This window comes from Streptomyces aurantiacus (assembly GCF_001418335.1).
GTDB classification, from domain to species: Bacteria; Actinomycetota; Actinomycetes; order Streptomycetales; family Streptomycetaceae; genus Streptomyces; species Streptomyces aurantiacus.
On the sequence record NZ_LIPP01000110.1, the window covers coordinates 34539 to 56554 of the forward strand.

Sequence of the window (22016 nt, forward strand, 5' to 3'; positions counted from 1 at the left end):
TGGACAGGGGGCGCTGGCCAGATCTTTCGACGCAAGGGGTGCTACGCGACATGACAACCACCGACTTCACGACATCGGTCCCCTACAGGGAGGTGCCGGACCGCAACGGCCGTCTGTACCGGATCGGTGAAACCGACCGGGACATCATGGGGCGACCACGCTGGACCATGGTGCTCTTCCCCTGGATGGGCATGCTGGGCATCAGCTCCTCGGAATACGCGTTCACATCCGCCGAGGACACACTGCACGAGGCCCACCTCTGGAACAGTGGGCACATCTTCTGGCTGATGGGTGTCTGGATCTTCTTCCAGGCGGCCGTGGCCTTCCCGGCCGGCCAGCTGCGCGAGAGCGGAAAACTGCCCGCGCGGTACGCCATGATGCTCGGCGCACTCGGTACGCTCCTGGGCTATCTCTCGCTGGCGTTCGCACCGCATGTGATCGTCGCGTACATCGGCTTCGGCATGTTCAGCGGCATCGGCGCCGGCCTCGTCTACGCGACCTGCGTGAACATGGTCGGCAAGTGGTATCCGGAGCGCAAGGGCGGCAAGACCGGCATGGTCAACGGCGGTTTCGCCTACGGCTCCGTGCCCTTCGTGTTCCTGTTCACCTCGTACATGGACCTGTCCAACTACGAGACCGTGCTGGTCTTCGTCGGCGTGACCTGCTGCACGGTCGTCGCCGTCGCCGGCTGGTTCTTCAAGGACCCGCCGAAGAACTGGTGGCCCGCGCACGTCGACCCGCTGAAGGTCTCCGACGACCCGCGGATCGTGCGGGCACTCGCGAAGAACCCGCCGGCGGTCAAGCAGTACACACCGCGCGAGGCGGCGAGGACGCCCGTGCTGTGGATGATGTGGTTCTGCCTGCTGTGCACCGCCGGCATCAACATCTTCGGCATCGCCATGCAGGTCCCCTTCGGAAAGGAGATGGGGTTCGCGGGCGGCATCGTGGCCACCGCCATGTCGCTCAAGGCCATCGTGAACGGCACCGGACGTGGCGTCATCGGCTGGATCTCGGACCGCTACGGCCGCCGCAACACGCTCGTCATCGTCTGCATCGTGCTCGGCTGCTCACAGTTCGGCGTGTTCTTCTCCGGGAACATGGGCTCGATGCCGTTCTTCCTGATCTGCTCGATGGTCTCCGGCTTCGGCGGCGGCGCGATCTTCCCGCTGTTCGCGGCGATGACCGCGGACTACTTCGGTGAGAACAACAACGCCTCCAACTACGGCATGGTCTACAGCTCCAAGCTCATCTCGGGCCTCGTCGGCTCCGGCGTGGGAGCCGTCGTGGTGAGCGCCTGGGGCTACGGGGGCGCCTTCGCGCTGGCGGGCAGCATCGGACTCGGTTCCGCGGTCCTGGCGCTCTTCCTGCGCGCTCCTGGCCGGCCGAGCGCCAAGCGCGTCGTGCCCAATCCGCACCCGATCGGCGAGGAGATGGCCTGACACCAGCCTCTCTCCCCAGTTCTCCCCTGAGTTCTCCCCTGTTCTGTTCGCCGCGCTCGTCCCCGACGTCCCCGACACCCCGACATCCCCGACATCCTGGAAACCCCCACAACCGGCTTCCGAGGCCGGTTCCGGTCCCTGAGAACGACGGCGGTCCTCCCCACACCGCGTGGGGAGGACCACCTGCTGTGCGTCCTGGCTCAGTGGCGCTTCGAGCGGAGGGCCGCCAGGTTGTCGTAGCTGATCTTGGCCTCGCGCAGCGACTGCGCGGGGTCGGTGGCGCTGGGCGAGTTGTCGTCCTCGATCATCGGGTTGTGGTAGTTGCGCTTCCCGACCCGCGAGAAGAACGTGGTGTAGTCGATGACGCCTGTTCCGAAGGGCACCATGTCGTAGCCCATGCCGTTGGTGGTGCTCACGACGCCGTCCTTGGCGTGGAACAGCGGGTAGCGCTTGTTGTTGCGGACGACCAGTCCTGCCGGGTCGAAGACGTTCTTGCGGGTGGAGCCGTCGTGGGCGGTGTAGGTGGAGAACTTGTACTGGGCGACGTGCGCCCAGAAGATGTCCATCTCCAGCCAGACCACCCGCGGGTCGGTGACCTTGAGGAAGTACTCCAGCTTCCGGATGCCCGAGCTGCGGGTCGGCCGGCCCTGGTCGTCCAGCGGGCCGCCGTCGAGCAGGAAGCCGTAGGCGGCGTCGTGGTTGTGGGTGTAGAGCTTGAGCCCCTCGCGGTGGGCGATCGCGCCGAGGGCGTTCCACTTGTCGGCGGCCACGTCCCAATCGGCGCGGTATGCGCTGCCGGTGGGGTCGCCACCGGTGCCCATGTGGTCCAGGCCGAGGATGTTGGCGATCTCCAGGTGCTTCTTGAAGGTGTCCAGGTCGGTGCTGGTCAGCGGCCAGGAGGACGGGATGAAGCCGTGGTTGCCCTGGGCGCGCAGACCGTAGTCGTCGAGCCAGGAACGCAGCAGCCGGGCGCCCGCGACGGACTCCAGACTGGCGCCGCCGGGCGCGTTGGCGTGCTGGTTGTAGCCGGCGAACTCCACCTGGCTGTATCCGTGGCGCGAGAGCTGCTTGAAGACCTCGCGGAAGCCGGAGGGCAGGTCCGACGCGAGCGGGTCGCGGGCCGTGGCGTCGCGGACGGTGTAGAGGATGATGCCGCGCTTGCCCGGCGGAACGAGGACGTGGCCGCCCCGGCCGTGGTCGTGGTCGTGGTCGTGCTCGTGGCCTCTGCCCCGGTCCTGGGCCAGGGCGGGTGAGGCGCCCAGCACCGGGGCGGCGATCGCCCCTGCTGCGACGGCGGTGCAGGTGCTGAGGAAGCGGCGGCGGTTGACGCCGAGGGTGCGGCGCAGGGCGTCGCCGGTTCCGGATTCGTCGTTGAACGCGGTCACGGTGTCTCTCTTTCGGGTAGGTGTCCGGCCGTGGGCGGCGTCCAGCCGTGGCGGGTGCCGTGCCGTACGTCGGTTATCCACAGGCCGGGCACACTGTCAGTGCCGTGTGTTTCACTTTTCGTCATCGCTCGTCCGGTCTTTCCCGGGTGGTGTCACCCGAGGCCGGCCAGGTCGAGCAACAGGGATTTCACATCGGTGGCCGCGACGCGGTCACCGACAGCGCGGGGGGTGGAGCAGATGATGAGCGGACCTTCGTCGTCGCTCAGTGGGAGGCGGCCGTGGCTGCCTCGAATAGGTGAGGGATCGAGGGGCACGACCGCCATGCGGTAGCGCATGCCGAGCTTCTTGCGGGCCAGCGCGCCCGCGGCCTTGACCTTGACGTACGGGTCGAGCGGATCCATGAAGAGCTCGACCGGGTCGTAGCCGGGTTTGCGGTGGATCTCGACGAGCTGCGCGAAATCGGGCGCGCGTGCGTCGTCGAGCCAGTAGTAGTACGTGAACCAGGCGTCCGGCTCCGCGACGGCGACAAGTTCGCCGGAGCGCGGATGGTCGAGGTGATGGGTCTTCTTGCCCTCGTCGTCGAGGAGTTGCTCGATGCCGGGCAGCTCGGCGAGCGCCGCCTTCGTGGCCTCCATGTCCTCGGGGCGGCGTACGTAGACATGGGCGATCTGGTGGTCGGCGACGGCGAAGGCACGTGACGTCATCGGGTCGAGGTACTCCATGCCGTCCTGGGTGTGCACCTCCAGGAGGCCGGCGCGGCGCAGTGCGCGGTTGATGTCGACGGGGCGGTCCGCGCGGGTGATGCCGTACTCGGACAGGGCGACGACCGTACGGCCCTCCGCGCGCGCGTCGTCGAGCAGTGGAGCCATGGCCGTGTCCAGGTCGGCGGCCGCTTTCAGGGAGCGCGGGTCGTCGGGGCCGAAGCGCTGCAGGTCGTAGTCGAGATGAGGGAGGTAGCAGAGGGTCAGGTCCGGACGGCGGGTGCGGATGACGTGCCGGGTGGCGTCGATGATCCATTGGCTGGAGACGAGGTCGGCGCCGGGGCCCCAGAAGTGGAAGAGCGGGAACGTGCCGAATTTCTCGGTGAGTTCGTCGTGCAGGGCCGGGGGCCGGGTGTAGCAGTCGGGTTCCTTGCGGCCATCGGCGTAGTAGACCGGACGGGGGGTGATGGTGATGTCGGTGTCGGCGCCCATGGCGTACCACCAGCAGATGTTGGCGACCGTGTAGCCGGGGTGGACGCGTCGGGCGGCGTCCCAGATCTTGTCCCCGGACACCAGGCCGTTGTGCTGGCGCCACAGGAGCACGTCGCCGAGGTCGCGGAAGTACCAGCCGTTGCCGACGATGCCGTGCTCGGAAGGGTGGGTGCCGGTCAGGAACGTCGACTGGGCGGCGCAGGTGACGGCGGGCAGGACGGTCCCGAGGTGGGCTCGCGAGCCGGACTGAGCCAGGGACTTGAGGTGCGGCATGTGGTCGAGGAGACGAGGGGTGAGGCCCACGACGTCCAGGACGAGGAGGGGGGTGGGCGACGAGGGAGTAGGGGACGAGGGGCCCTCGGCAGTGGCCGGCTCGGCCGGGGTCTCGGGGGTGCTCATGGCAGCTCCTTCAGGCCGAGGTCCGTCAACAGATCGCGGGCGAGGGTGAGTTCGGCGGCGATGCCGTCGGCGAGCTGGGCTCGGGCGCGGGGGCGCAGTTCCGGTGGGAGGGCCTGCCAGGTGTAGGTCTCGACCTCAAGGTGGCGGGTGAGCGGGTGCGGGCCGCCGACCAGCCGGGTCAGGGTGTCCTTGAGTACGGGCAGCGTGGAGGTGAGGGGTGCGGCGGGGGCCGCGTGCAGCGGTACGTGGAAGTGGGCGCGCCACGGGGAGGCGTCGGGCAGGGCGTCCTCCTTGATGGCTTCGCCGAGGTCGTCGGTGCCGCGGAGTCCGGCGGCGGTGAGGGTGCGGGTCTGGTGCAGGAAGCGGGGTTCGTCGAAGGCGGCGAGGGCCTCGCGGACTTCGGGGAGGTGAGGGTGTTCGGCGTGCAGGGCGGCCGACAGCTGGGACTTGACGACGGGGACGCCAGCGGTGGCCAGCCGGTCCAGGGCGGTGTGCGGATCTTCGAAGGAGGTGGCGAGGTGACAGGTGTCGACGCAGACGCCGATGCGGTCACGGCCGATGGCGGTCAGCGGGGCGATGGCGTCGGCCGTGGTCTCGACGGTGCAGCCGGGTTCCGGTTCAAGGCCGACGCGGATGGAGCGTCCGGTCAGCTCCTCCAGCGCGTCGAGGCGTTCGGCGAGGGTGCGGAGGGCGGCGTGGGCCAGGGCCGCGCGGTCGTCGTCGTACGCGGTGCGCCAGGCGAGCGGGAGCGTGGAGATGGTGCCCTCGGTGACGTCGTCGGGGAGGAGTCCGGCGAGCAGGCGGGCGAGGGCGGTCGTGTGGTCGAGCCGCTCGGGGTCGGCCCAGTCCGGCTTGTAGACGCGGTACTTGACCTCCTCGGCGCCGAATCCCTCGTAGGGGAAACCGTTGAGGGTGACGACCTCCAGGCCGCGCTGATCGAGTTCCGAGCGCAGGCCGCGCAGGGCGGACGGGTCGCTGACGAGGGCGTGGGCGGCGTCCTTGGCGAGCCACAGGCCGATGCCGAGGCGGTCGCGGCCGAGCCGTTTGCGCACGGGTTCGCAGTGGTCGCGGAGCTGGGCGCGGACGCCGTCGAGCGTCTCGGCGGGGTGGACGTTGGTGCAGTAGGCGAGGTGGACGGTCGAGCCGTCGGGGTGACGAAAGCGCATGCGTCACGCCTCCGTCGTCGTGGGGGAGGACTGCGGGTCGGCCTGAGCGCCGGGCTGAAGGCCGGTCTCCGCGGTGCTCGCGCCGGTCCGCGGTTTCGGGATACCTCGGAGGATGGAGTTGCCCTCGTGGGTGGCGTCCGTGTCGGCGACGTCGAGGTCGAGGCGGCCGCTGAGGCCGTAGAAGGCGACGGGGTTGCGCCACAGCACCCGGTCGACGTCGTCCTCGGTGAACCCTGCCTTCAGCAGGGCGTCGGCGACCTTGCGGGTCTTCAACGGGTCGCTCTTGCCCCAGTCGGCCGCGGAGTTGACCAGTACCTTCTCCGGTCCGTACTCCCGCAGGACCGCGACCATCCGCTCCTCGTCCATCTTGGTGTCCGGATAGACGGAGAAGCCGAGCCAGCAGCCGCCGTCCTTGGCCTCCTTGACCGTGGTTTCGTTGAGGTGGTCGATCAGGACGTGGTCCGGGGGCAGTGCGGACTCCCGGACCACGTCGAGGGTGCGGCGCAGGCCCGCCAGTTTGTCGCGGTGCGGCGTGTGGACCAGGGCCGGCAGCGCGTACTCGGCGGCGAGCTGGAGCTGGACGGCCAGGGCGGTGTCCTCGGCCGGTGTCATCGAGTCGTAGCCGATCTCGCCGACGGCCACCACGTGGTCCTTTACGAGATACCGGGGAAGTTCGTCGAGGACGGGCACGCAGCGGGGGTCGTTCGCCTCCTTGGGGTTGAGGGCGATGGTGCAGTGGTGGGCGATGCCGTACTGGGCCGCCCGGAAGGGCTCCCAGCCGAGGAGGGCGTCGAAGTAGTCGAAGAAGGAGGCGGGGGATGTGCGGGGCTGGCCGAGCCAGAAGGCGGGTTCGACGACGGCGCGGACACCGGCGGCGTGCATGGCCTCGTAGTCGTCGGTGGTCCGTGACGTCATGTGGATGTGGGGGTCGAAGATGCGCATCAGGACTCCTTGCCGTCGGGGCCGTACGTGCCGTCGGGGGCGGTCGGGCCCTTCGACGCGTCGGTTCCGGTGGGGGTGGCCGGGTGCCCGGTGAGGGCCAGGACGCGGTACAGGTCGTCGGGGACGGGGCGGTCGGCGGCCCGGCGTTCGTCGGCGTAGTCGCCGAGCATGCGGGCCAGTTCGGCGTCGGCGCCGGCTCGGCGGGGAAGGTCGGCCACCGCGTCCACGGGGACGCCGGTGAACAGGCACTTCAGGACGGCGTGCCGCCAGTTGTGGGCGTCCAGGTGCCGGGCGGCGTACGGGCCGACGGCGGCGGCCACCAGCCGGGTGTCGTTGGTGCGCAGGGCGTCCTCGACGACCGGCAGCGCCTCGGGTCCTGCCACGAGGTGGGGCAGGGCCTCCAGGACGGCGCGGCGTTCGTCGGCGGTGCCCTGGCGGTAGACACGGGCGAGGGTCGGTGCGTCGGCCCGGGCCGCGTGCAGGAGCAGGACGCGGGCCGCCTCCGCGTGCTCGGGTCCGCAGCGCCGGCCCGCCTCGGCGATCCGCAGCTCCCACACGGAGATGGGGCCGTGGGTGCCCGGGGCGGCGGCTGCCTCGTCGAGGGCCTGGTCCAGCCAGGCCCGGGCGGCGCCGCCGAGAGCGGAGTTCAGGCGGGTGTGCAGGAGGGTGAGGACGGGCGGGGTCTGTGCCGGGCCGGTGCCGGGGGCGTCGTGGAGGTCGTTCACGGGGTTCTCCCCTCGGAGGCGGTGGGGCCCCCACCGGGGACGGTCGGCCGGGCGGCGCGCTGGAGGAACGGGAGGGACTGCTGGGCGAGTTGAGGACCGGCGTGGGAGTGGCGGGGCAGTTCGACGGAGACCAGTCCCCGGTAGCCGGTGGCGGCGAGGGCTTCGAGTACGGGCGGGAAGTCGATCTCCCCGTCGCCGAAGGGAAGGTGTTCGTGGACACCGCGGCGCATGTCCTCGATCTGGACGTGCCGCAGCCAGGGTGCGGCGGCCCGTACGCAGTCGGCGGGTGACTGCTCTTCGAGGCACTGGCAGTGGCCGATGTCGAGGGTGAGTCCAAGGGCGTCCGGGCTGCCGAGCGTGGTGCGCAGGCGGTGGAAGTCGTCGAGTGTGGCGAGGAGGTGACCGGGCTCGGGTTCGACGGCGAGCGGGATTCCGGCGTCGGTGGCGGCGTCCAGGACGGGGGTGAGGGCTTCGGCCAGCCGCTTCCAGGCGGCGTCGCCCGAGGCATCCGAGGCATCCGGCCGGCCCGCCTCTTCCTTCGGGAGGATGCCGCTGAAGCAGTGCACCGCGTGGGCACCGAGGTCGCCCGCGATCCGGACGGCACGGATGAGGAGGTCGACGCGCCGGGCTCGTCGGTCCGGGTCCGGGTCGAGCAGGGACGGGCCGTGCTTGCGCCTCGGGTCGAGCACGTAGCGGGCGCCGGTTTCGAGGGTGACGCCCAGGCCGAGTTCGTCCAGCCTGCGGGCGAGCCGACGGGTGCGGGCCGCGAGGTCGGGGGCGAGCGGGTCGAGGTGCATGTGGTCGAGGGTCAGGCCCACGCCGTCGTAGCCGAGGTCGGCGAGAAGGGAGAGGGCGTCGTCCAGGCGCAGGTCGGTCAGGCCGTTGGTGCCGTACGAGAAGCGGAGGGGGTGGAGGGCAGGACGGCCGGCGGGGTGAGGGCTCGACTGAGGGGTCATGTCACGCTCACCTTTCGGCTGAACCTGCGCGCGGCCGGAGCGAGGGCGGCCGTCAGCAGGGCCGTGACGGGGGCTCCGGAGCGGGCGGCGAGTGCCGCTTGGAGCGGAATCATGGCTCCGATACCGCCGCCGACGGCTCTTTGCGTGAGCGGAGGTGACGGATTGAGGGCGGCATGCAGGAGGGGGCGGGCCGATGTCGCGGCGTACAGGGCGGCGAGCGCTCCGACCAGGGGCGCGGTGTTCGGGGCGGCGTCTTTGGGGTCGACACTCGTACGGCCACCACTCGGGTGGACGTCGCTCGTATGGATCTCGCTCGTGTGGATCTCGCTCGTGTGGACCTTGCTCGTGTCGTTGTCACGTGTCAGGGACCAGGTCAGGGCCGTTGTCGTGGCCAGGGCGGTCAGTGGGGCCCACGGGGAGCCGCCCTGTGTCTCGTGGCGGGAGACCGTGGTGACGGCCAGGGTGTGGGCGGCCAGGGTCAGGGCGGACGGCACCACCTTGCGGGTGTCGCCGCCCGAGGTCACCCCGCCGAGGAGGAGGTCCAGGCCCCTGGTCGCGGCCATCGCCAAGGGGCCCGCGGGAGTGCGCTTGAGGACCAGGTCGTACGACCAGACCATGGCCGCCAGGGCGCCGGCGACCGCGAGCGGCCGACGGCCCGCACGGGACGCCAGGGCCAGACCGGCCACCGTCAGGCCCCCGGCCGCCGCCAGCGCGGCGGCCGGCCTGATGCGGCCGGACGGCAGGGGGCGGTGCGGGCGGTCCACGGCGTCCTCGGCCTGGTCGGCCCAGTCGTTGAGGGCCATACCGGCCTCGTACAGGCAGAGGGAGGAGCCGATGGCCAACAGGGTTCGGGGGTTCGGGCGGGCCCCGGCCGCGGCGGCGCCCGCGAGCGCGTCGCCGGGAACCGTGAACAGGGCGGGCAGGCGCAGGAGTTCCACCCAGGCACGCAGTCCCGCACCCGCGGCGCGCGCACCCACCGCGGGAGCACTCGGCGTCGGCGTCGGCGTCGGCGTTGGCGTCGGCTTCAACTCCGGCTTCGCGTCGAGTGGGCGCGGTGCTGTCGTGTCGGGCAGCCGCGGTGCTGTCGCATCGGATTGCGGCGAGGTCCCGGTGCCGGGCTGTCGCGGTGCTCCGGTACCGGGACGCCGTATCCGCCCGCTCAGCACACCCAGCCCGCTCAGCACACCCAGCCCGCTCAGCACGCCGAGCGCACCCAGCACGCCCAGTACGCCCAGCGCGCTCGGCCTGTTCGACCCGCGCAGGCCGCTCACCGGTCTTCCCCCGGGAGGTCTTCCGGGTCGCCGCGTTCCGCTCGGGGTTCGACGGAGCCCGGCGGTTGTGCGAGTTGCCGCAGGCGGCCGGCGAAGGCCACCAGGTCCGCGTACTGCTCTCCCAGGGCGGCGGGCCCCTCCCCCACCGGGTCCTTGAAGTAGAAGCCGAGCTCGCCCACCGGGCCCGAAAGGCCGACCTCGTGGGCGCGGGCGACCAGCCGGGCCAGGTCCAGGATCAGCGGCGCGGCGAGGGACGAGTCACAGCCCTGCCAGGTCGTCTGGAGGACCATCCGGGTGCCGAGGAAGCCGTCGAAGGCGATGTGGTCCCAGGCTGTCTTCCAGTCGCCGAGGGACGGTACGTCGTCGATGTGGGTCTCGCCCTCGGGGACCGTGCCGAGGGTGTCGGCGAGGACGCGTTCCTTGCCCGCGTTCTTCGCCGCCGCGGCGGCCGGGTCGGCGAGGGCCGCGCCGTCGCCGCCGCCCAGCAGGTTCGTACCGGACCAGGCCCGGACCGCCAGGGCGCGCTGCGCGAACATCGGGCCGATGACCGACCGCAACAGGGTCTGGCCGGTTTTGCCGTCCCGGCCCGCGTACGGCAGTCCCGACGAGGCCGCCGCCGACGCGAGGCGCGGGTGGTGCAGGCCCATGGAGGGTGTGAAGTTGACGTACGGGCAGCCGGCCCGCAGCGCGGCTGCCGCGTACAGCGAGCTGGCGGGGAGCGCGTCGCCCTCGGGGACGGGCTCCGTGGACGCCACGTTCACCACGACGGCCCTGGCCAGACCGGACCGGCGGACGAAGTCGCGGATGTCGCGGGCGAGGTCCTCGACCAGTTCTTCCTCGCTGCGTGTGTCGCCGCGCAGCGGGCCGCCGATCCTGATCTCCCGGTCGGCGGCGGCCAGTTCGGCGGTCACGGCCGACGGCAGGTCGTGCGGCAGGACACCGCCGGCGGCGAGCGACTCCGCCCGTTTCGGCAGCGGGCAGTCCACCACGTCGTGGCCGCCGAAGACGAGCGAGGACAAGGCGGGCAGGCCCGCCTCGTGGAAGACGCCGGTCTCGGTCACCATGCCGGTCGGTGGATGGAGCCCGGCTGTGACGGCCGCGCAGCCCGCGACGGCGGTCGTGGCGACGGAGCCCCTCGCTCCGATCAGCCACACTCCGACCCGAGAAGGGGAAACGGACGGTTCGGCGGGCATGAGCAGCCTCCCTCTCGTGTGCGAACCGGAGGCGCGGTCGTACGCGGTCCGGGAAATCCAAGAAAGATGCGGGGGACGGAAAATGTGGGGGATGAGAATGTGGGGAACGACGGTGCCGGAGTGTCGGAGGGGTCAAGACGGCGGGCGGGGGTCCGGCGTCCCCCGCCCGCCGCCGCTCAATGGCCCTGCGCGGTGGATCTCACCGGCAGTTGCTTGATCCGGACGTCGCGGAAGGTGACCTGGTCCTCGGCTCCGTGGTTCTGGAGGCCGACGTGACCGTCCCGCAGGCTCCGCGCCGGATCGGTGTTGGTGTAGTCGTTGATCTGCACGCCGTTGAGCCGGACGCGGAGTCGTTCGCCCTCCACGCGGATCTCGTACCTGTTCCACTCCCCCGGCGGGTTCAGCGCACGGTCGCGCTTCTCCAGGTCGGCGGACTGGAAGCTGTACACGGCCCCGGTGGTGCGGTCGGGGGCGTCGGACGCGTCGATCTGGACCTCGTAGCCGTTGTCGACGGCCGACCAGGGGTCGTCGGAGGCCGGGAAGCCCACGAAGACACCGGAGTTGTCGTCACCGCCGGCGCTCGACATCTTCCAGTCGAGCTTCAGGGAGTACGAGCCGAACTGCTTGGCGGAGTACCAGAGCAGGCCCAGGCCACCGGACGACGTGAGTGTTCCGTCGTCCGAGAGCGAGAACGAGCCCGGTCCCGCCTGCTTCCAGCGGGCCAGCGACTTGGCGGTCCCGTCGAAGAGCGGCTTGTACCCCTTCTCCGGACCCGGACGGCAGTGGGCATCGGCGTACGCGGAAGACGCCGACGAACCCGACGCCGTATCGGAGGATCCCTTCGCGGCGGCCGGTCCCGACGCGCCCCCGATGAGGAGGGCGGCGCCGAGAACAGCGGTCGCCGTGCGACCTGTTACTCGCATGGCAAACCTTCCTCAGCCGGTGGTGATGGTGAAGTCGTCCACGTCGTACAGGGCTCCGGTGCCGGTTCCCTTGAAGACGAGGTAGAGCGTGGTCGTGCCGCGCGGTGCCTTGGACAGGGAGGCGTTGACGTCCTGGAAGGTCTCCCAGCCGCCGGTCACCGGGACGGTCGCGCTGCCCAGCACACGTCCGGTGGGCGAGCCGGCGCGGACCTCAAGCTTGCCGCCCGTGCCGCCGGAGGAGATGCGGGCCGTGAGCTTCTTGGCGTTGCTCAGGACGTACGGCTCGAAGGAGATCCAGTCGCCGTTGTTGATGTCACCGACGGTCCTTCCGCCGTGTGCGGTGGCCTTCGTCATGATCGTGACGCCCTCGGACTTGCCGAAGTGCTCGGCCTGCCGGTGCTTGGGCTGCACGACGGCCTGGTCGTGCGTGGTGAGTGCCTGCTGGCCGCCGCCTCCGCCGTCGGTGTACTCCGCGTCGAAGACACCGAAGATGTTCGCGTCCTCGTCGTGACCGCCGTCGGCGCTGGTCTGGATGGTGCCGGAGCAGCCGTTCGCCGTGGTCACCGGGTGGCCGTGGCTGTCGTGGCCGAGGACGAAGGTGACCTTCACCTTGGCGCAGTCGATGGTGCGGTCCTCCGGGTCGGTCACCCTCACCGTGAAGGGCACGGCGTCACCGAAGCTGAACAGCTGGCCATCTCCGGGGAGTTGGAGCGTCACCTTGGGCGCGGTGTTGCCGACGACGATCTGCACGCTCGAACTGCCGGTGCGGCCGTCCGGGTCCTTGGCCGTCAGTGTCGCCGTGTAGGTGCCGTTCTTCTTGTACGTGTGCGTCGGGTTGGCCGAGGCCGACGTGCCGCCGTCACCGAAGTCCCAGCTGTACGTGAGGGCGTCACCGTCCGCGTCGGTCGAGCCGGCGGAGGAGAACTTCACCTTGAGCTTCGCCTGACCCGACGTACGGTCGGCCGCGGCCTGCGCCACGGGCGAGTGACCGTCGGTCGCGTTCTCGATGCGGTACAGGGCGGAGTTCTCGTCGCCGCCGAACCACGCGAGGCCGTAGTCGAGGACGTAGAGCGCGCCGTCCGGGCCGAAGGCCATGTCCATGATCTGGGTGCCGGTCCACGGCACGTCGCTGATGGACTGCACGGTGCCGGTGTCGTCCGACGAGATCCGCTTGATCCACTGGCGGCCGAACTCGCCGGCGAAGAAGTCCCCGTCGTACGCCTCGGGGAACTTGACCGGCGAGTCGAGCGAGGCGTCGTAGTCGTAGACCGGGCCGCCCATCGGGGACTCGGAGCCGGTGCCGAACTCGGGCACGGACGCGCCGTCGTAGGGGATCCACGCGGCCTGGGCCGGGGGCAGGTCCGTCAGACCGGTGTTGTTCGGCGAGGTGTTCTTGGGCGCGGAGCAGTCGAAGGACTCGCCCGAGGTACCCGTCGCGAAGTCGTAGTCCACGTAGGCGTCGTTGTCGCCGGTGCAGTACGGCCAGCCGAAGTTGCCGGGCTTGGTCACGCGGGCGAACTCGACCTGTCCGGCCGGGCCGCGCTTGGGGTCGGCGGCGCCGGCGTCCGGGCCGTAGTCGCCGATGTAGAGGATGCCGGTCTTCTTGTCGACGCTGAAGCGGAACGGGTTGCGGAAGCCCATCGCGTAGATCTCGGGGCGCGTCTTGTCCGTGCCGGGCGCGAACAGGTTGCCCTCGGGGATCGCGTACGAGCCGTCGGCGTTCACCTTGACGCGCAGGATCTTGCCGCGCAGGTCGTTGGTGTTGCCGGAGGTGCGCTGGGCGTCGAAGACCGGGTTGCGGTTCGCACGCTCGTCGATGGGCGCGTAGCCGTCCGACTGGAACGGGTTGGAGTCGTCACCGGTCGACAGGTAGAGGTTGCCGGCCGCGTCGAAGTCGATGTCGCCGCCGACGTGGCAGCAGATGCCGCGGGTCGCCTTGACGTCGAGGATCTTCTTCTCGCTGGCGTTGTCGAGGGTGCCGTCGGCCTTCAGGACGAAGCGGGAGAGCCGGTTGACGCCGTCGAAGGGCGCGAAGTCGGCTGCGGTGCCCGTTTCGGGTGCGTCGCCCGCCGGGGTGTCGAGCGGCGGGGCGTAGTAGAGGTAGATGAAGCGGTTGTCGGCGAAGCCGGGGTCGACACCGACGCCCTGCAAGCCCTCTTCGTCGTGCGAGTAGACGTCGAGCTTGCCCGCCAGTTCGGTGTTGCCGGCGCTGTCGGTGAGCCGCAGCTCGCCGTCGCGTGAGGTGTGCAGCACCGAGCGGTCCGGGAGGACGGCCAGCGACATGGGCTCGCCGACCTCGGGTTCGCCCTTGGCGAGGGTGACCTGCTGGAAGTCCTCGGCGGCGGCTGCCGCGGCGGGGGCGGCGTCCGGTTCCGCGACGGCGGCGCCCGCCGAGGGCGTGGCGAGGGTGAGCGAGGCACCGGCGAGGAGTGCGCCGGTGAGCAGGGCGAGCGACTTGCGCAGTCGCAACCGCGGGCGTCGACCGCGGCTTCCGGTTCTGGTGGTGCTGGTGGGGTCGTTCGCGTGCACGGGTGCCTCCAGAGTTGGGGCTGGTGGTACATGCGGGTGCGATACGCCGGGGTGCGCCGTCATCCCGGAGTGAACTCTGCGAGGGGGGTGGCTGGTCGTGGAACGGCTGGGTGGCGTGGCGGTTGTTGGTGGTGGTGTGGCGGCCTGTTGGTGGTGTGGCGGCTAGTCGTTGCCGCCGAACGCCGCGTCGAACGAGGCCGTCGGCGGTTCGAAGTCGAAGGCCTTGAGCCGGGTGAGTGCCTCGGGTGCGCCCTGGAGGCGGTCCATGCCCGCGTCCTCCCACTCGACCGAGATCGGTCCCGTGTAGTCGATGGAGCGCAGCATCCGGAACACGTCCTCCCAGGGGACGTCGCCGTGGCCCGCGGACACGAAGTCCCAGCCGCGGCGGGGGTCGCCCCACGGAAGGTGCGAGCCGAGACGGCCGTTGCGGCCGTCGAGACGCTTGCGCGCCTCCTTGCAGTCGACGTGGTAGATCCGGTCGCGGAAGTCCCACAGGAAGCCGACCGGGTCGAGGTCCTGCCACACGAAATGCGACGGGTCGAAGTTCAGCCCGAAGGCGGGCCGGTGGCCGACCGCCTTGAGCGCCGCCTGGGTCGTCCAGTAGTCGTACGCGATCTCGCTGGGGTGGACCTCGTGCGCGAACCGCACGCCCTCGGTGTCGAAGACGTCGAGGATGGGGTTCCAGCGCATGGCGAAGTCCTCGTAGCCGCGCTCGATCATCGACTCGGGGGCCGGCGGGAACATCGCGACCAGGTGCCAGATCGCGGAGCCGGTGAAGCCGATGACGGTGTCGACGCCGAAGGCCGCCGCGGCGCGCGCGGTGTCGGCGATCTCGGCCGCCGCCCGCTGCCGTACGCCCTCGGCCTCGCCGTCGCCCCAGATGCGGGCGGGGAGGATCGCCTGGTGGCGTTCGTCGATGATGGCGTCGCAGACGGCCTGGCCGACCAGGTGGTTGGAGATGGCCCAGCACTTGAGGCCGTACTTGTCGAGGAGTTCGCGCCGGGAGTCCAGGTACGCGGGGTCCGCGAGAGCCTTGTCGACCTCGAAGTGATCTCCCCAGCAAGCGAGTTCGAGGCCGTCGTAGCCGAAGTCGCGGGCGAGGCGGCAGACCTCTTCGAGCGGCAGGTCGGCCCACTGGCCGGTGAACAGGGTGAAGGTGCGCGGCATGTGACTGGCCCTCCTCAGCTCGCTATGGGGGTGAAGACGGAGTTCTTCTCGGCGCTCTCCTCGACCGCCGCCAGGACGCGCTGCACCTGCAGCCCGTCGGCGAAGGACGGCAGTGGCTGTCCGCCGTCCGCGATCGCGTGGACCAGGTCGCGGGCCTGGTGCACGAAGGTGTGCTCGTAGCCCAGGCCGTGGCCCGGCGGCCACCAGGCCTCCAGGTACGGGTGGTCGGGCTCGGTGACGAGGATGCGGCGGAAGCCGGCGTGCGCGGCGGGCTCCGTGCCGTCGTGGTACGAGAGTTCGTTGAGGCGCTCCAGGTCGAAGGCCAACGAGCCGTTCTCGCCGTTGAGTTCGATGCGCAGGGAGTTCTTGCGGCCGGTCGCGAACCGGGTGGCCTCGAAGGACGCCAGGGCTCCGGAGGCGAACCGTCCGGTGAACAGGGCGGCGTCGTCGACCGTGACGGCCCCGAGTTCGCCGCCGCCGGCCGCCGAGAGGCCGCTGGACGCTCCGGCGAGCAGTGGCCGCTCCCGTACGAACGTCTCGGTCATGGCGGACACCCCGGTCACCGGCTCTCCCGCGAGGTACTGCGCGAGGTCGACGATGTGGGCGCCCAGGTCGCCGAGCGCGCCCGAGCCCGCCGTCTCCTTGCGCAGCCGCCAGGTCAGCGGGAACTCCCGGTCGACCAGCCAGTCCTGAAGGTATGTCACCCGGACGTGGCGCAGGGCGCCGAGGCGGCCCTCGGCGACCATCTTCCGGGCGAGTGCCGCCGCGGGCACCCGGCGGTAGTTGAAGCCGACCATCGCCACCTGGCCGCGTGCGGCGGCGGCCTCGGCGGCCTCGGCCATCGCCTCGGCCTCCTCGACCGTGTTGGCGAGGGGCTTCTCGCACAGCACGTGCTTGCCGGCGGCGAGCGCGGCGACGGCGATCTCGGCGTGGCTGTCGCCTGGGGTGCAGATGTCGACGAGGTCGACGTCGTCGCGGGCGATCAGGGCCCGCCAGTCGGTCTCGGTGGCCGCCCAGCCGAGCCGGTCGGCCGCCGCTCTCACGGCGCCTGGGTCACGGCCGCAGACGGCGGCGAGGACGGGTCGGCGCGGGAGGTCGAAGACGTGTCCCGCGGTGCGCCAGCCCTGGGAGTGGGCGGCACCCATGAACGCGTATCCGACCATGCCCACGCCCAGCGGGGGCCGGCCGGCCTGTGCCTCGGCCTGGGCCCCGGCCTGTGCCTCGTCGGGCTGCTGCGGCTGTGCCATGCGGAGGTCCTCCTCTTCGTCGTGGCGCGGTGGGGGGTGTGGGGGCGCTCCGCCGGGTCGCGGCGGTCCGGAGACTGCGGGTCCGTTGTGGCCGGCCGCGCAGTTCCCCGCGCCCCTGAGAGGCGCCCCCGGCAAGGTCACGGCCTACTTGAAGCCCGTCGGCAGGTACGTCTTGACGTTCTCCTTGTCGACGACGGCCGAGTAGAGCGTCAGGGACGTGGGAATCTCGAACTCCGCGAGGCCGCTGACGCCCTTGGCCTGGCCGAGCGCGCGGGCGAGGTCGATCGCCGACGCGGCCATGGTCGGCGGGTAGAGAACGGTGGCCTTGAGGACGCTGTTGTCCGACTCGATGGCCTGCATGGCCGACAGCGCGCCGGCTCCGCCGACCATCAGGAAGTCGTCGCGTCCGGCCTGCTCGATGGCGCGCAGGGCGCCGACTCCCTGGTCGTCGTCGTGGTTCCACAGCGCGTCGAACTTCGACTGGGCCTGGAGGAGCTGGGACATCTTGGCCTGTCCCGACTCGACGGTGAAGTCGGCGGCCTGGCGGGCCACCTTCTTGATGTTCGGGTAGTTCTTGAGGGCCGCGTCGAAGCCCGCCGTGCGCTGCTTGGTGAGTTCCAGGTTGTCGAGTCCGGCCAGTTCGATGACCTTGGCGTTCTTCTTGTCCTTGAGCTGCTCGCCGATGTAGTGACCGGCGTTGAGGCCCATGCCGAAGTTGTCGCCGCCGATCCAGCAGCGGTACGCCTGCGGGGAGTTGAAGATCCGGTCGAGGTTGACCACCGGGATGCCGGCGCGCATGGCCTGCAGGCCGACCTGGGTCAGGGCCTTGCCGTCGGCGGGCAGCACCACCAGGACGTCGACCTTCTTGTTGATCAGCGTTTCTATCTGGCCGATCTGGGCGGCGGTGTCGTTGGAGCCCTCGGTGATCTCCAGCGTCACGTCCTGGTACTTCTTGGCGCGGCTCTTGGCGTTGTCGTTGATCGCGTTGAGCCAGCCGTGGTCGGCCTGCGGGCCCGCGAAGCCGATGGTGACCTGCTTGCCGGGCTTGTCGTCGGCGCCGGCGGGCTGGTTGCTGGCGGCCGGCTCGTCGTCGGTGTCGTTGCTGGTGCAACCGGCGAGCAGAACACCGGCCGAGACGGCGGCGGTACCGAAGAGCAGTCCTCTGCGGCTCGTGAGCTCTGGCATGGCGGTGGTCCCTTTCCTCAAGGCGTGTCCCTCGGGTCGTGCAGGGTGATGCTGTACAAGCGCGTGACGCGTAAGGCGTGAGGTGTGATGCGTGAGGCGCTACGTGGTGTTCGCGGTGCGGCGCTGGACGAGCACGGCGGCGACGATGATCGCGCCCTTGGCGATCTGCTGGACGTCGCTCTGCAGGTTGTTCAGGGCGAAGATGTTCGTGATCGTGGTGAAGATCAGGACCCCGAGCACCGAGCCGGTGATGGTGCCGCGCCCTCCGCTGAGGAGGGTGCCGCCGATGATGGCGGCGGCGATCGCGTCCAGTTCGTACAGGTTGCCGTTGGTGTTCTGGCCCGAGCCGGACAGGATGATCAGCATGAAGGCCGCGATGCCGCAGCACAGTCCGGAGAGCAGGTAGAGGTAGAGCCGCTGGCGGCGTACGTCGATGCCGGCGAGCCGGGTCGCCTCCGCGTTGCCGCCGACGGCCACCGTGCGCCGCCCGAAGGTGGTGCGGTTGAGCACGAGCCAGCCGATGACCGTCACGACCGCGAACATCATGACGAGCGGCGGGATGCCCAGGACGTAGGAGTCCCGCTCGCCGAGGTCGAGGACGCCCTCGACCGAGACGACCTGGGTGTTGCCGTCGGTGATCTGGAGTGCGAGGCCGCGGGCCGAGGCGAGCATGGCGAGCGTTGCGATGAACGGCACCATGGCGCCGTACGCGATCAGCAGCCCGTTGACGAGGCCGCAGCCGACTCCGACGACGACCGCCGTGAAGAAGATGCCGGCGAAGCCGTACTCCTGGGTGGCGACGGTGGTCGCCCACACCGAGGCGAGCGCGACGATCGCGCCGACGGACAGGTCGATGCCGCCGGAGGTGATGACGAAGGTCATCCCGACGGTGACGACACCGATCACCGAGGCCTGGGTGAGGACGAGTTGGAGGTTGCGGGTGTCGAGGAACTCGTCGGGTTTGGTGATGCCTCCGATGAGGATCAGGGCGGCGAGGACACCGAGCAGTGACAGGGTGCGGACGTCGGCGCGGGCCACGACCGCCCGCCACGGACTGGGTTCCACCTGCGGTGACAGCTTCGGGGTGTCGTCCCTGGGCGGGGACACGGGCTGCGTCATGACGCCGGGCTTCCTTCCATGACGAGGTCGAGTACGCGGTGTTCGTCGAGCTCCTGGGCCGGCGCCGTATGGACGACGCGGCCCTCTCGGAGCACCAGGACGCGGTCGGCGAGGCCGAGGACCTCGGGTACTTCGCTGGAGACCATGAGGACGGCCAGGCCTTCGTCGGCGAGGCGGCGGATGACGGCGTACAGCTCGGCGCGGGCGCCCACGTCGACTCCGCGGGTCGGTTCGTCGAGCAGCAGGACCCGGCAGCCGCGCAGCAGCCAGCGGGCGAGGACCGCCTTCTGCTGGTTGCCGCCGGAGAGGGTCCGGATGAGGGCGGCCGGGTTGTCGGGGCGCAGCGACAGCTCGCGCGTCGCCTTGCGCGCCGCGTCCCGCTCGGCGGTCCTGTCCAGCCAGCCTCCGTACGAGAAGCGGGACATGGAGGACACGGAGACGTTGCGGGTGACGGACTCCAGCATCAGCAGGGCCTGTGCCTTGCGCTCCTCGGGTGCGAGGCCGAGTCCGGCGTTGACGGCGGCCCGGACGCTGCCCGGCCGCAACTGCTTTCCGCCGACGTGGACCTGGCCCGCGCTGGGTTTGCGGGCGCCGTAGATGGTCTCCAGGATCTCGGAGCGTCCGGAGCCGACGAGTCCCGCGAGGCCGACGATCTCGCCGGGGCGCAGGGTGAGGTCGAGCGGCTCGAACTCGCCGTCCCGGGCGAGGCCCCGGACTTCGAGCACCGGGTCGGGCAGCGACTGGTGCGTGGGCCGCTCGGGGAAGACGTACTCGACGTTGCGTCCGGTCATCAGCGCGACGACCTCGCGGGTCGGTGTCGACTTCGCGGGCAGGCCGTTGGCCACCGCCCGGCCGTCCTTGAGCACCGTGACCCGGTCGCCGATGCGGCGGATCTCCTCCAGGCGGTGCGAGATGTAGACGACGGCGACGCCTTCGGCGGTGAGGTCCCCGACGGTGCGGAAGAGGTTGTCGACCTCGTCCGGGTCCAGGGCGGCGGACGGTTCGTCCATGACGATGAGGCGTACGTCGTGGGAGAGGGCCCGTGCCATGGAGACGATCTGCCGGTGGGCGGCGGACAACTCGCCCACGAGGCGCGACGGGTCGATCTCGGAGTGGCCGAGTCGCTTGAGCAGGGCGGCTGTTGACGCTCGGGCGTCCTTGCCGCGTACGACGAATCCGGCGGAGGTCGGTTCGTGGCCGAGGTAGACGTTCTCGGCCACCGACAGGCCTTCCACCAGGTCGAGTTCCTGGTAGATGGTGGCGATGCCGAGGCGCATGGCGGCGATGGGCGAGCGGAGCGTGACCTGTTCGCCGCGCCAGCCGATGGTGCCGTCGTCCGGCTGGTGGGCGCCGGCCAGGACCTTGATGAGCGTGGACTTTCCGGCGCCGTTCTGGCCGAGGAGGCAGTGCACTTCACCGGTCTGGACGTCGAGGTCGACGCCGTCGAGGGCCCGGACACCGGGGAACGACTTGGTGATGCCGGACATCGTGAGAAGGGGTGGTTCGGGTGCCATGACGGTTCCCCTCGGCGTACGGGCCGGTCTGAGGGCAGGGCTGAGTGAGGCAGGGCGGAGCAGGGCGTGGTGTCAGGTGGGCTGATGTGGCGCGGCACGGCGGACAGTGACGCCGCGTGATTTACCTGTGGCTTGCTGTGATGAGGCTGGTGCGTGACGTGGTGTGGCGGCTCTGAGAGATGTGGCGTCGGTGCGGCTCGGAAGCAGGCGTTACGCGGGTGAGAACAGGTGGTCGCTGATGAGCCGGGCCGCGCCGATGACTCCGGCGGTGGGGCCCAACTCCCCCAGCACGATGGGTAGGTTGCCGGTCGCGAGAGGCAGCGACTGGCGGTAGACCTGGGTGCGGATCGCGGCGAGCAGGGTGTGGCCGAGGCCGGTCACTCCGCCGCCGATCACCACCAGGCCCGGATTGAAGAAGCTGACGAGTCCCGCGATGACCTGGCCGGTACGGTTGCCGCCCTCGCGGATCAGATCGAGCGCGGTGGCGTCGCCCGCGGCGGCCGCGGCGGCGACGTCGACGGCGCTGAGTGCGCCCGCCGCCTCCAGACGTGCCGCGAGTTCCTCGGAGAGCCCCTGCTGGGCGGCCTCCGTGGCGTCGCGGGCCAGCGCGGCCCCGCTGAAGTGGGCCTCCAGGCAGCCCCGGTTACCGCACGCGCACGGGCGGCCGTCCGGTACGGCCTGGATGTGGCCGATGTCGCCCGCGCTGCCCGTCGTACCGCGGTAGACCTCTCCGCCGACGACGATCCCGCAGCCGATACCGGTACCGATCTTGACGCAGAGGAAGTCGCCCACGGAACGGGCCACGCCCGCGTGCTGCTCCCCCATCGCCATCAGGTTCACGTCGTTGTCGACCATGACGGGGCAGCCGAGGTCCTGACTCAGCGCCTCGCGCACCGGGAATCCGTCCCAGCCCGGCATGATCGGCGGGGCGACCGGAACACCCTCGGGGAAGCGGACGGGCCCGGGGACGCCGATGCCGGCGCCGTCGAACCCCTCCGCGAGCCCCGATGCCTTCAACTTCGCGGCCATGGACAGCACTTGCTCGAAGACCGCGACCGGGCCCTCGCGTACGTCCATGGGCTGGTTGATGTGCCCCAGCACCTCCAGCTCCGCGTTGGTGACGGCTACGTCTATCGAGGTGGCCCCGATGTCGACGCCCAGGAAGCGCAGCGCGGGGGCGAGCCGGATGTTGTGGGACCGGCGTCCACCGCGGGAGGCGGCGAGTCCGTCGGCCACGACGAGGCCCGTCTCCAGGAGCCGTTCGACCTCCACGGCCAGCTTGGACCGCGAGAGATCGACCTGGTCCCCCAGCTGCGCCCGCGAGTTGGGGCCTCCGTCACGCAGCAGCGTGAGCAGCCGCGCCTGGTGGGCGTTCCCGGGTCGCGCTGTCATACGTCTCACGAGCCCCTCCCCGCCTCATCGGCACCGCCGTCGTTGTCTTTCGAGTGGAACGTAGCAGTGGCTGCCGAACCTGGGAAGAAGTTGCGCACGAATTACCTACGACTTCTTCCACTCAGAGGACAAAGAGTGGCGCAGGAGTACCGGGGAGCGAGTGTCAGGGAGCACGGGGAACTGCGCGGGCTTTCGTCTTTCAGGGGCGCGGGGAACTGCGCGCTCAACCCCCACCGACCGTCACCGAACCCACAAGGGCCGCACCCCCGGA

At 70.7% G+C, this 22016-nt stretch carries 16 protein-coding genes and 1 pseudogene; 1 reads left to right on the top strand and 16 read right to left on the bottom strand.

What is annotated here, in order from left to right; translation table 11 throughout:
* The first annotated feature begins 50 nt into the window (after positions 1-50).
* The gene (locus AOK01_RS15850) at positions 51-1439 is read left to right on the top strand and encodes an OFA family MFS transporter (protein WP_055512042.1); all 1389 of its coding nucleotides are present in this window, start codon (positions 51-53) and stop codon (positions 1437-1439) included.
* A 200-nt stretch (positions 1440-1639) separates the two neighbouring features.
* Here the strand turns inward: AOK01_RS15850 and AOK01_RS15855 are convergent, their stop codons facing one another.
* From AOK01_RS15855 to AOK01_RS15930, 16 genes and pseudogenes are all read right to left on the bottom strand, one after another.
* Positions 1640-2824, bottom strand: a complete 1185-nt coding sequence (locus AOK01_RS15855) for a sugar phosphate isomerase/epimerase family protein (RefSeq protein WP_055512044.1) — start codon at positions 2822-2824, stop codon at positions 1640-1642.
* A gap of 152 nt (positions 2825-2976) precedes the next feature.
* Positions 2977-4416 carry an alkaline phosphatase family protein gene (locus AOK01_RS15860; RefSeq protein ID WP_055512046.1) on the bottom strand — a complete coding sequence of 480 codons (1440 nt, stop codon included), beginning with the start codon at positions 4414-4416 and terminating at the stop codon, positions 2977-2979.
* Positions 4413-5582, bottom strand: coding sequence for a metabolite traffic protein EboE (gene eboE / locus AOK01_RS15865; protein WP_055512048.1), 1170 nt, complete (start codon positions 5580-5582; stop codon positions 4413-4415). Before eboE ends, AOK01_RS15860 begins: the two co-directional genes overlap by 4 nt.
* Positions 5583-5585: 3 nt before the next feature.
* A complete protein-coding gene (locus tag AOK01_RS15870; protein WP_055512050.1) occupies positions 5586-6524 on the bottom strand; it encodes a TatD family hydrolase in 939 nt (312 codons plus the stop codon).
* On the bottom strand, positions 6524-7249 hold the full coding sequence (locus tag AOK01_RS15875; protein ID WP_055512052.1) for an EboA domain-containing protein: 726 nt from the start codon (positions 7247-7249) through the stop codon (positions 6524-6526). The genes AOK01_RS15870 and AOK01_RS15875 overlap by 1 nt, the downstream gene beginning before the upstream one ends.
* The gene (locus tag AOK01_RS15880; RefSeq protein ID WP_055512054.1) at positions 7246-8205 is read right to left on the bottom strand and encodes a sugar phosphate isomerase/epimerase family protein; all 960 of its coding nucleotides are present in this window, start codon (positions 8203-8205) and stop codon (positions 7246-7248) included. Before AOK01_RS15880 ends, AOK01_RS15875 begins: the two co-directional genes overlap by 4 nt.
* Positions 8202-9182 (bottom strand): SCO3242 family prenyltransferase, encoded by a 981-nt coding sequence (locus AOK01_RS15885; protein WP_055512056.1) that lies wholly within the window; start codon positions 9180-9182, stop codon positions 8202-8204. Before AOK01_RS15885 ends, AOK01_RS15880 begins: the two co-directional genes overlap by 4 nt.
* Positions 9183-9472: 290 nt before the next feature.
* Positions 9473-10669 (bottom strand): inositol-3-phosphate synthase, encoded by a 1197-nt coding sequence (locus AOK01_RS15890; RefSeq protein WP_055512058.1) that lies wholly within the window; start codon positions 10667-10669, stop codon positions 9473-9475.
* 176 nt (positions 10670-10845) lie between these two features.
* Positions 10846-11463 (bottom strand): annotated as a pseudogene (locus AOK01_RS45110) (3-keto-disaccharide hydrolase); the annotation flags it as partial.
* 141 nt (positions 11464-11604) lie between these two features.
* On the bottom strand, positions 11605-14121 hold the full coding sequence (locus tag AOK01_RS15900; RefSeq protein WP_055512060.1) for a PQQ-dependent sugar dehydrogenase: 2517 nt from the start codon (positions 14119-14121) through the stop codon (positions 11605-11607).
* Between the two features lie 162 nt (positions 14122-14283).
* The gene (locus AOK01_RS15905; RefSeq protein ID WP_055512061.1) at positions 14284-15288 is read right to left on the bottom strand and encodes a sugar phosphate isomerase/epimerase family protein; all 1005 of its coding nucleotides are present in this window, start codon (positions 15286-15288) and stop codon (positions 14284-14286) included.
* A gap of 14 nt (positions 15289-15302) precedes the next feature.
* Positions 15303-16535, bottom strand: coding sequence for a Gfo/Idh/MocA family protein (locus AOK01_RS15910; RefSeq protein WP_055512063.1), 1233 nt, complete (start codon positions 16533-16535; stop codon positions 15303-15305).
* Positions 16536-16679: 144 nt separating this feature from the next.
* Positions 16680-17720, bottom strand: coding sequence for a substrate-binding domain-containing protein (locus tag AOK01_RS15915; protein WP_055512065.1), 1041 nt, complete (start codon positions 17718-17720; stop codon positions 16680-16682).
* 99 nt (positions 17721-17819) lie between these two features.
* Positions 17820-18839: an ABC transporter permease gene (locus AOK01_RS15920; protein ID WP_055512067.1), complete on the bottom strand. Its 1020-nt coding sequence runs from the start codon at positions 18837-18839 to the stop codon at positions 17820-17822.
* Positions 18836-20353, bottom strand: coding sequence for a sugar ABC transporter ATP-binding protein (locus AOK01_RS15925; protein WP_055512069.1), 1518 nt, complete (start codon positions 20351-20353; stop codon positions 18836-18838). The genes AOK01_RS15920 and AOK01_RS15925 overlap by 4 nt, the downstream gene beginning before the upstream one ends.
* Before the next feature lie 210 nt (positions 20354-20563).
* Positions 20564-21745 carry an ROK family protein gene (locus tag AOK01_RS15930; protein ID WP_055512071.1) on the bottom strand — a complete coding sequence of 394 codons (1182 nt, stop codon included), beginning with the start codon at positions 21743-21745 and terminating at the stop codon, positions 20564-20566.
* Positions 21746-22016: the final 271 nt, after the last annotated feature.

What these genes read in the sequence shown, in the direction of transcription:
- AOK01_RS15880 (WP_055512054.1), bottom strand. Translation starts at nt 8,205, where the DNA reads ATGACCCCTCAGTCGAGCCCTCACCCCGCCGGCCGTCCTGCCCTCCAC.
- AOK01_RS15860 (WP_055512046.1), bottom strand. Translation starts at nt 4,416, where the DNA reads ATGAGCACCCCCGAGACCCCGGCCGAGCCGGCCACTGCCGAGGGCCCC.
- AOK01_RS15890 (WP_055512058.1), bottom strand. Translation starts at nt 10,669, where the DNA reads ATGCCCGCCGAACCGTCCGTTTCCCCTTCTCGGGTCGGAGTGTGGCTG.
- AOK01_RS15905 (WP_055512061.1), bottom strand. Translation starts at nt 15,288, where the DNA reads ATGCCGCGCACCTTCACCCTGTTCACCGGCCAGTGGGCCGACCTGCCG.
- AOK01_RS15910 (WP_055512063.1), bottom strand. Translation starts at nt 16,535, where the DNA reads ATGGCACAGCCGCAGCAGCCCGACGAGGCACAGGCCGGGGCCCAGGCC.
- eboE (WP_055512048.1), bottom strand. Translation starts at nt 5,582, where the DNA reads ATGCGCTTTCGTCACCCCGACGGCTCGACCGTCCACCTCGCCTACTGC.
- AOK01_RS15920 (WP_055512067.1), bottom strand. Translation starts at nt 18,839, where the DNA reads ATGACGCAGCCCGTGTCCCCGCCCAGGGACGACACCCCGAAGCTGTCA.
- AOK01_RS15870 (WP_055512050.1), bottom strand. Translation starts at nt 6,524, where the DNA reads ATGCGCATCTTCGACCCCCACATCCACATGACGTCACGGACCACCGAC.
- AOK01_RS15915 (WP_055512065.1), bottom strand. Translation starts at nt 17,720, where the DNA reads ATGCCAGAGCTCACGAGCCGCAGAGGACTGCTCTTCGGTACCGCCGCC.
- AOK01_RS15930 (WP_055512071.1), bottom strand. Translation starts at nt 21,745, where the DNA reads ATGACAGCGCGACCCGGGAACGCCCACCAGGCGCGGCTGCTCACGCTG.
- AOK01_RS15925 (WP_055512069.1), bottom strand. Translation starts at nt 20,353, where the DNA reads ATGGCACCCGAACCACCCCTTCTCACGATGTCCGGCATCACCAAGTCG.
- AOK01_RS15850 (WP_055512042.1), top strand. Translation starts at nt 51, where the DNA reads ATGACAACCACCGACTTCACGACATCGGTCCCCTACAGGGAGGTGCCG.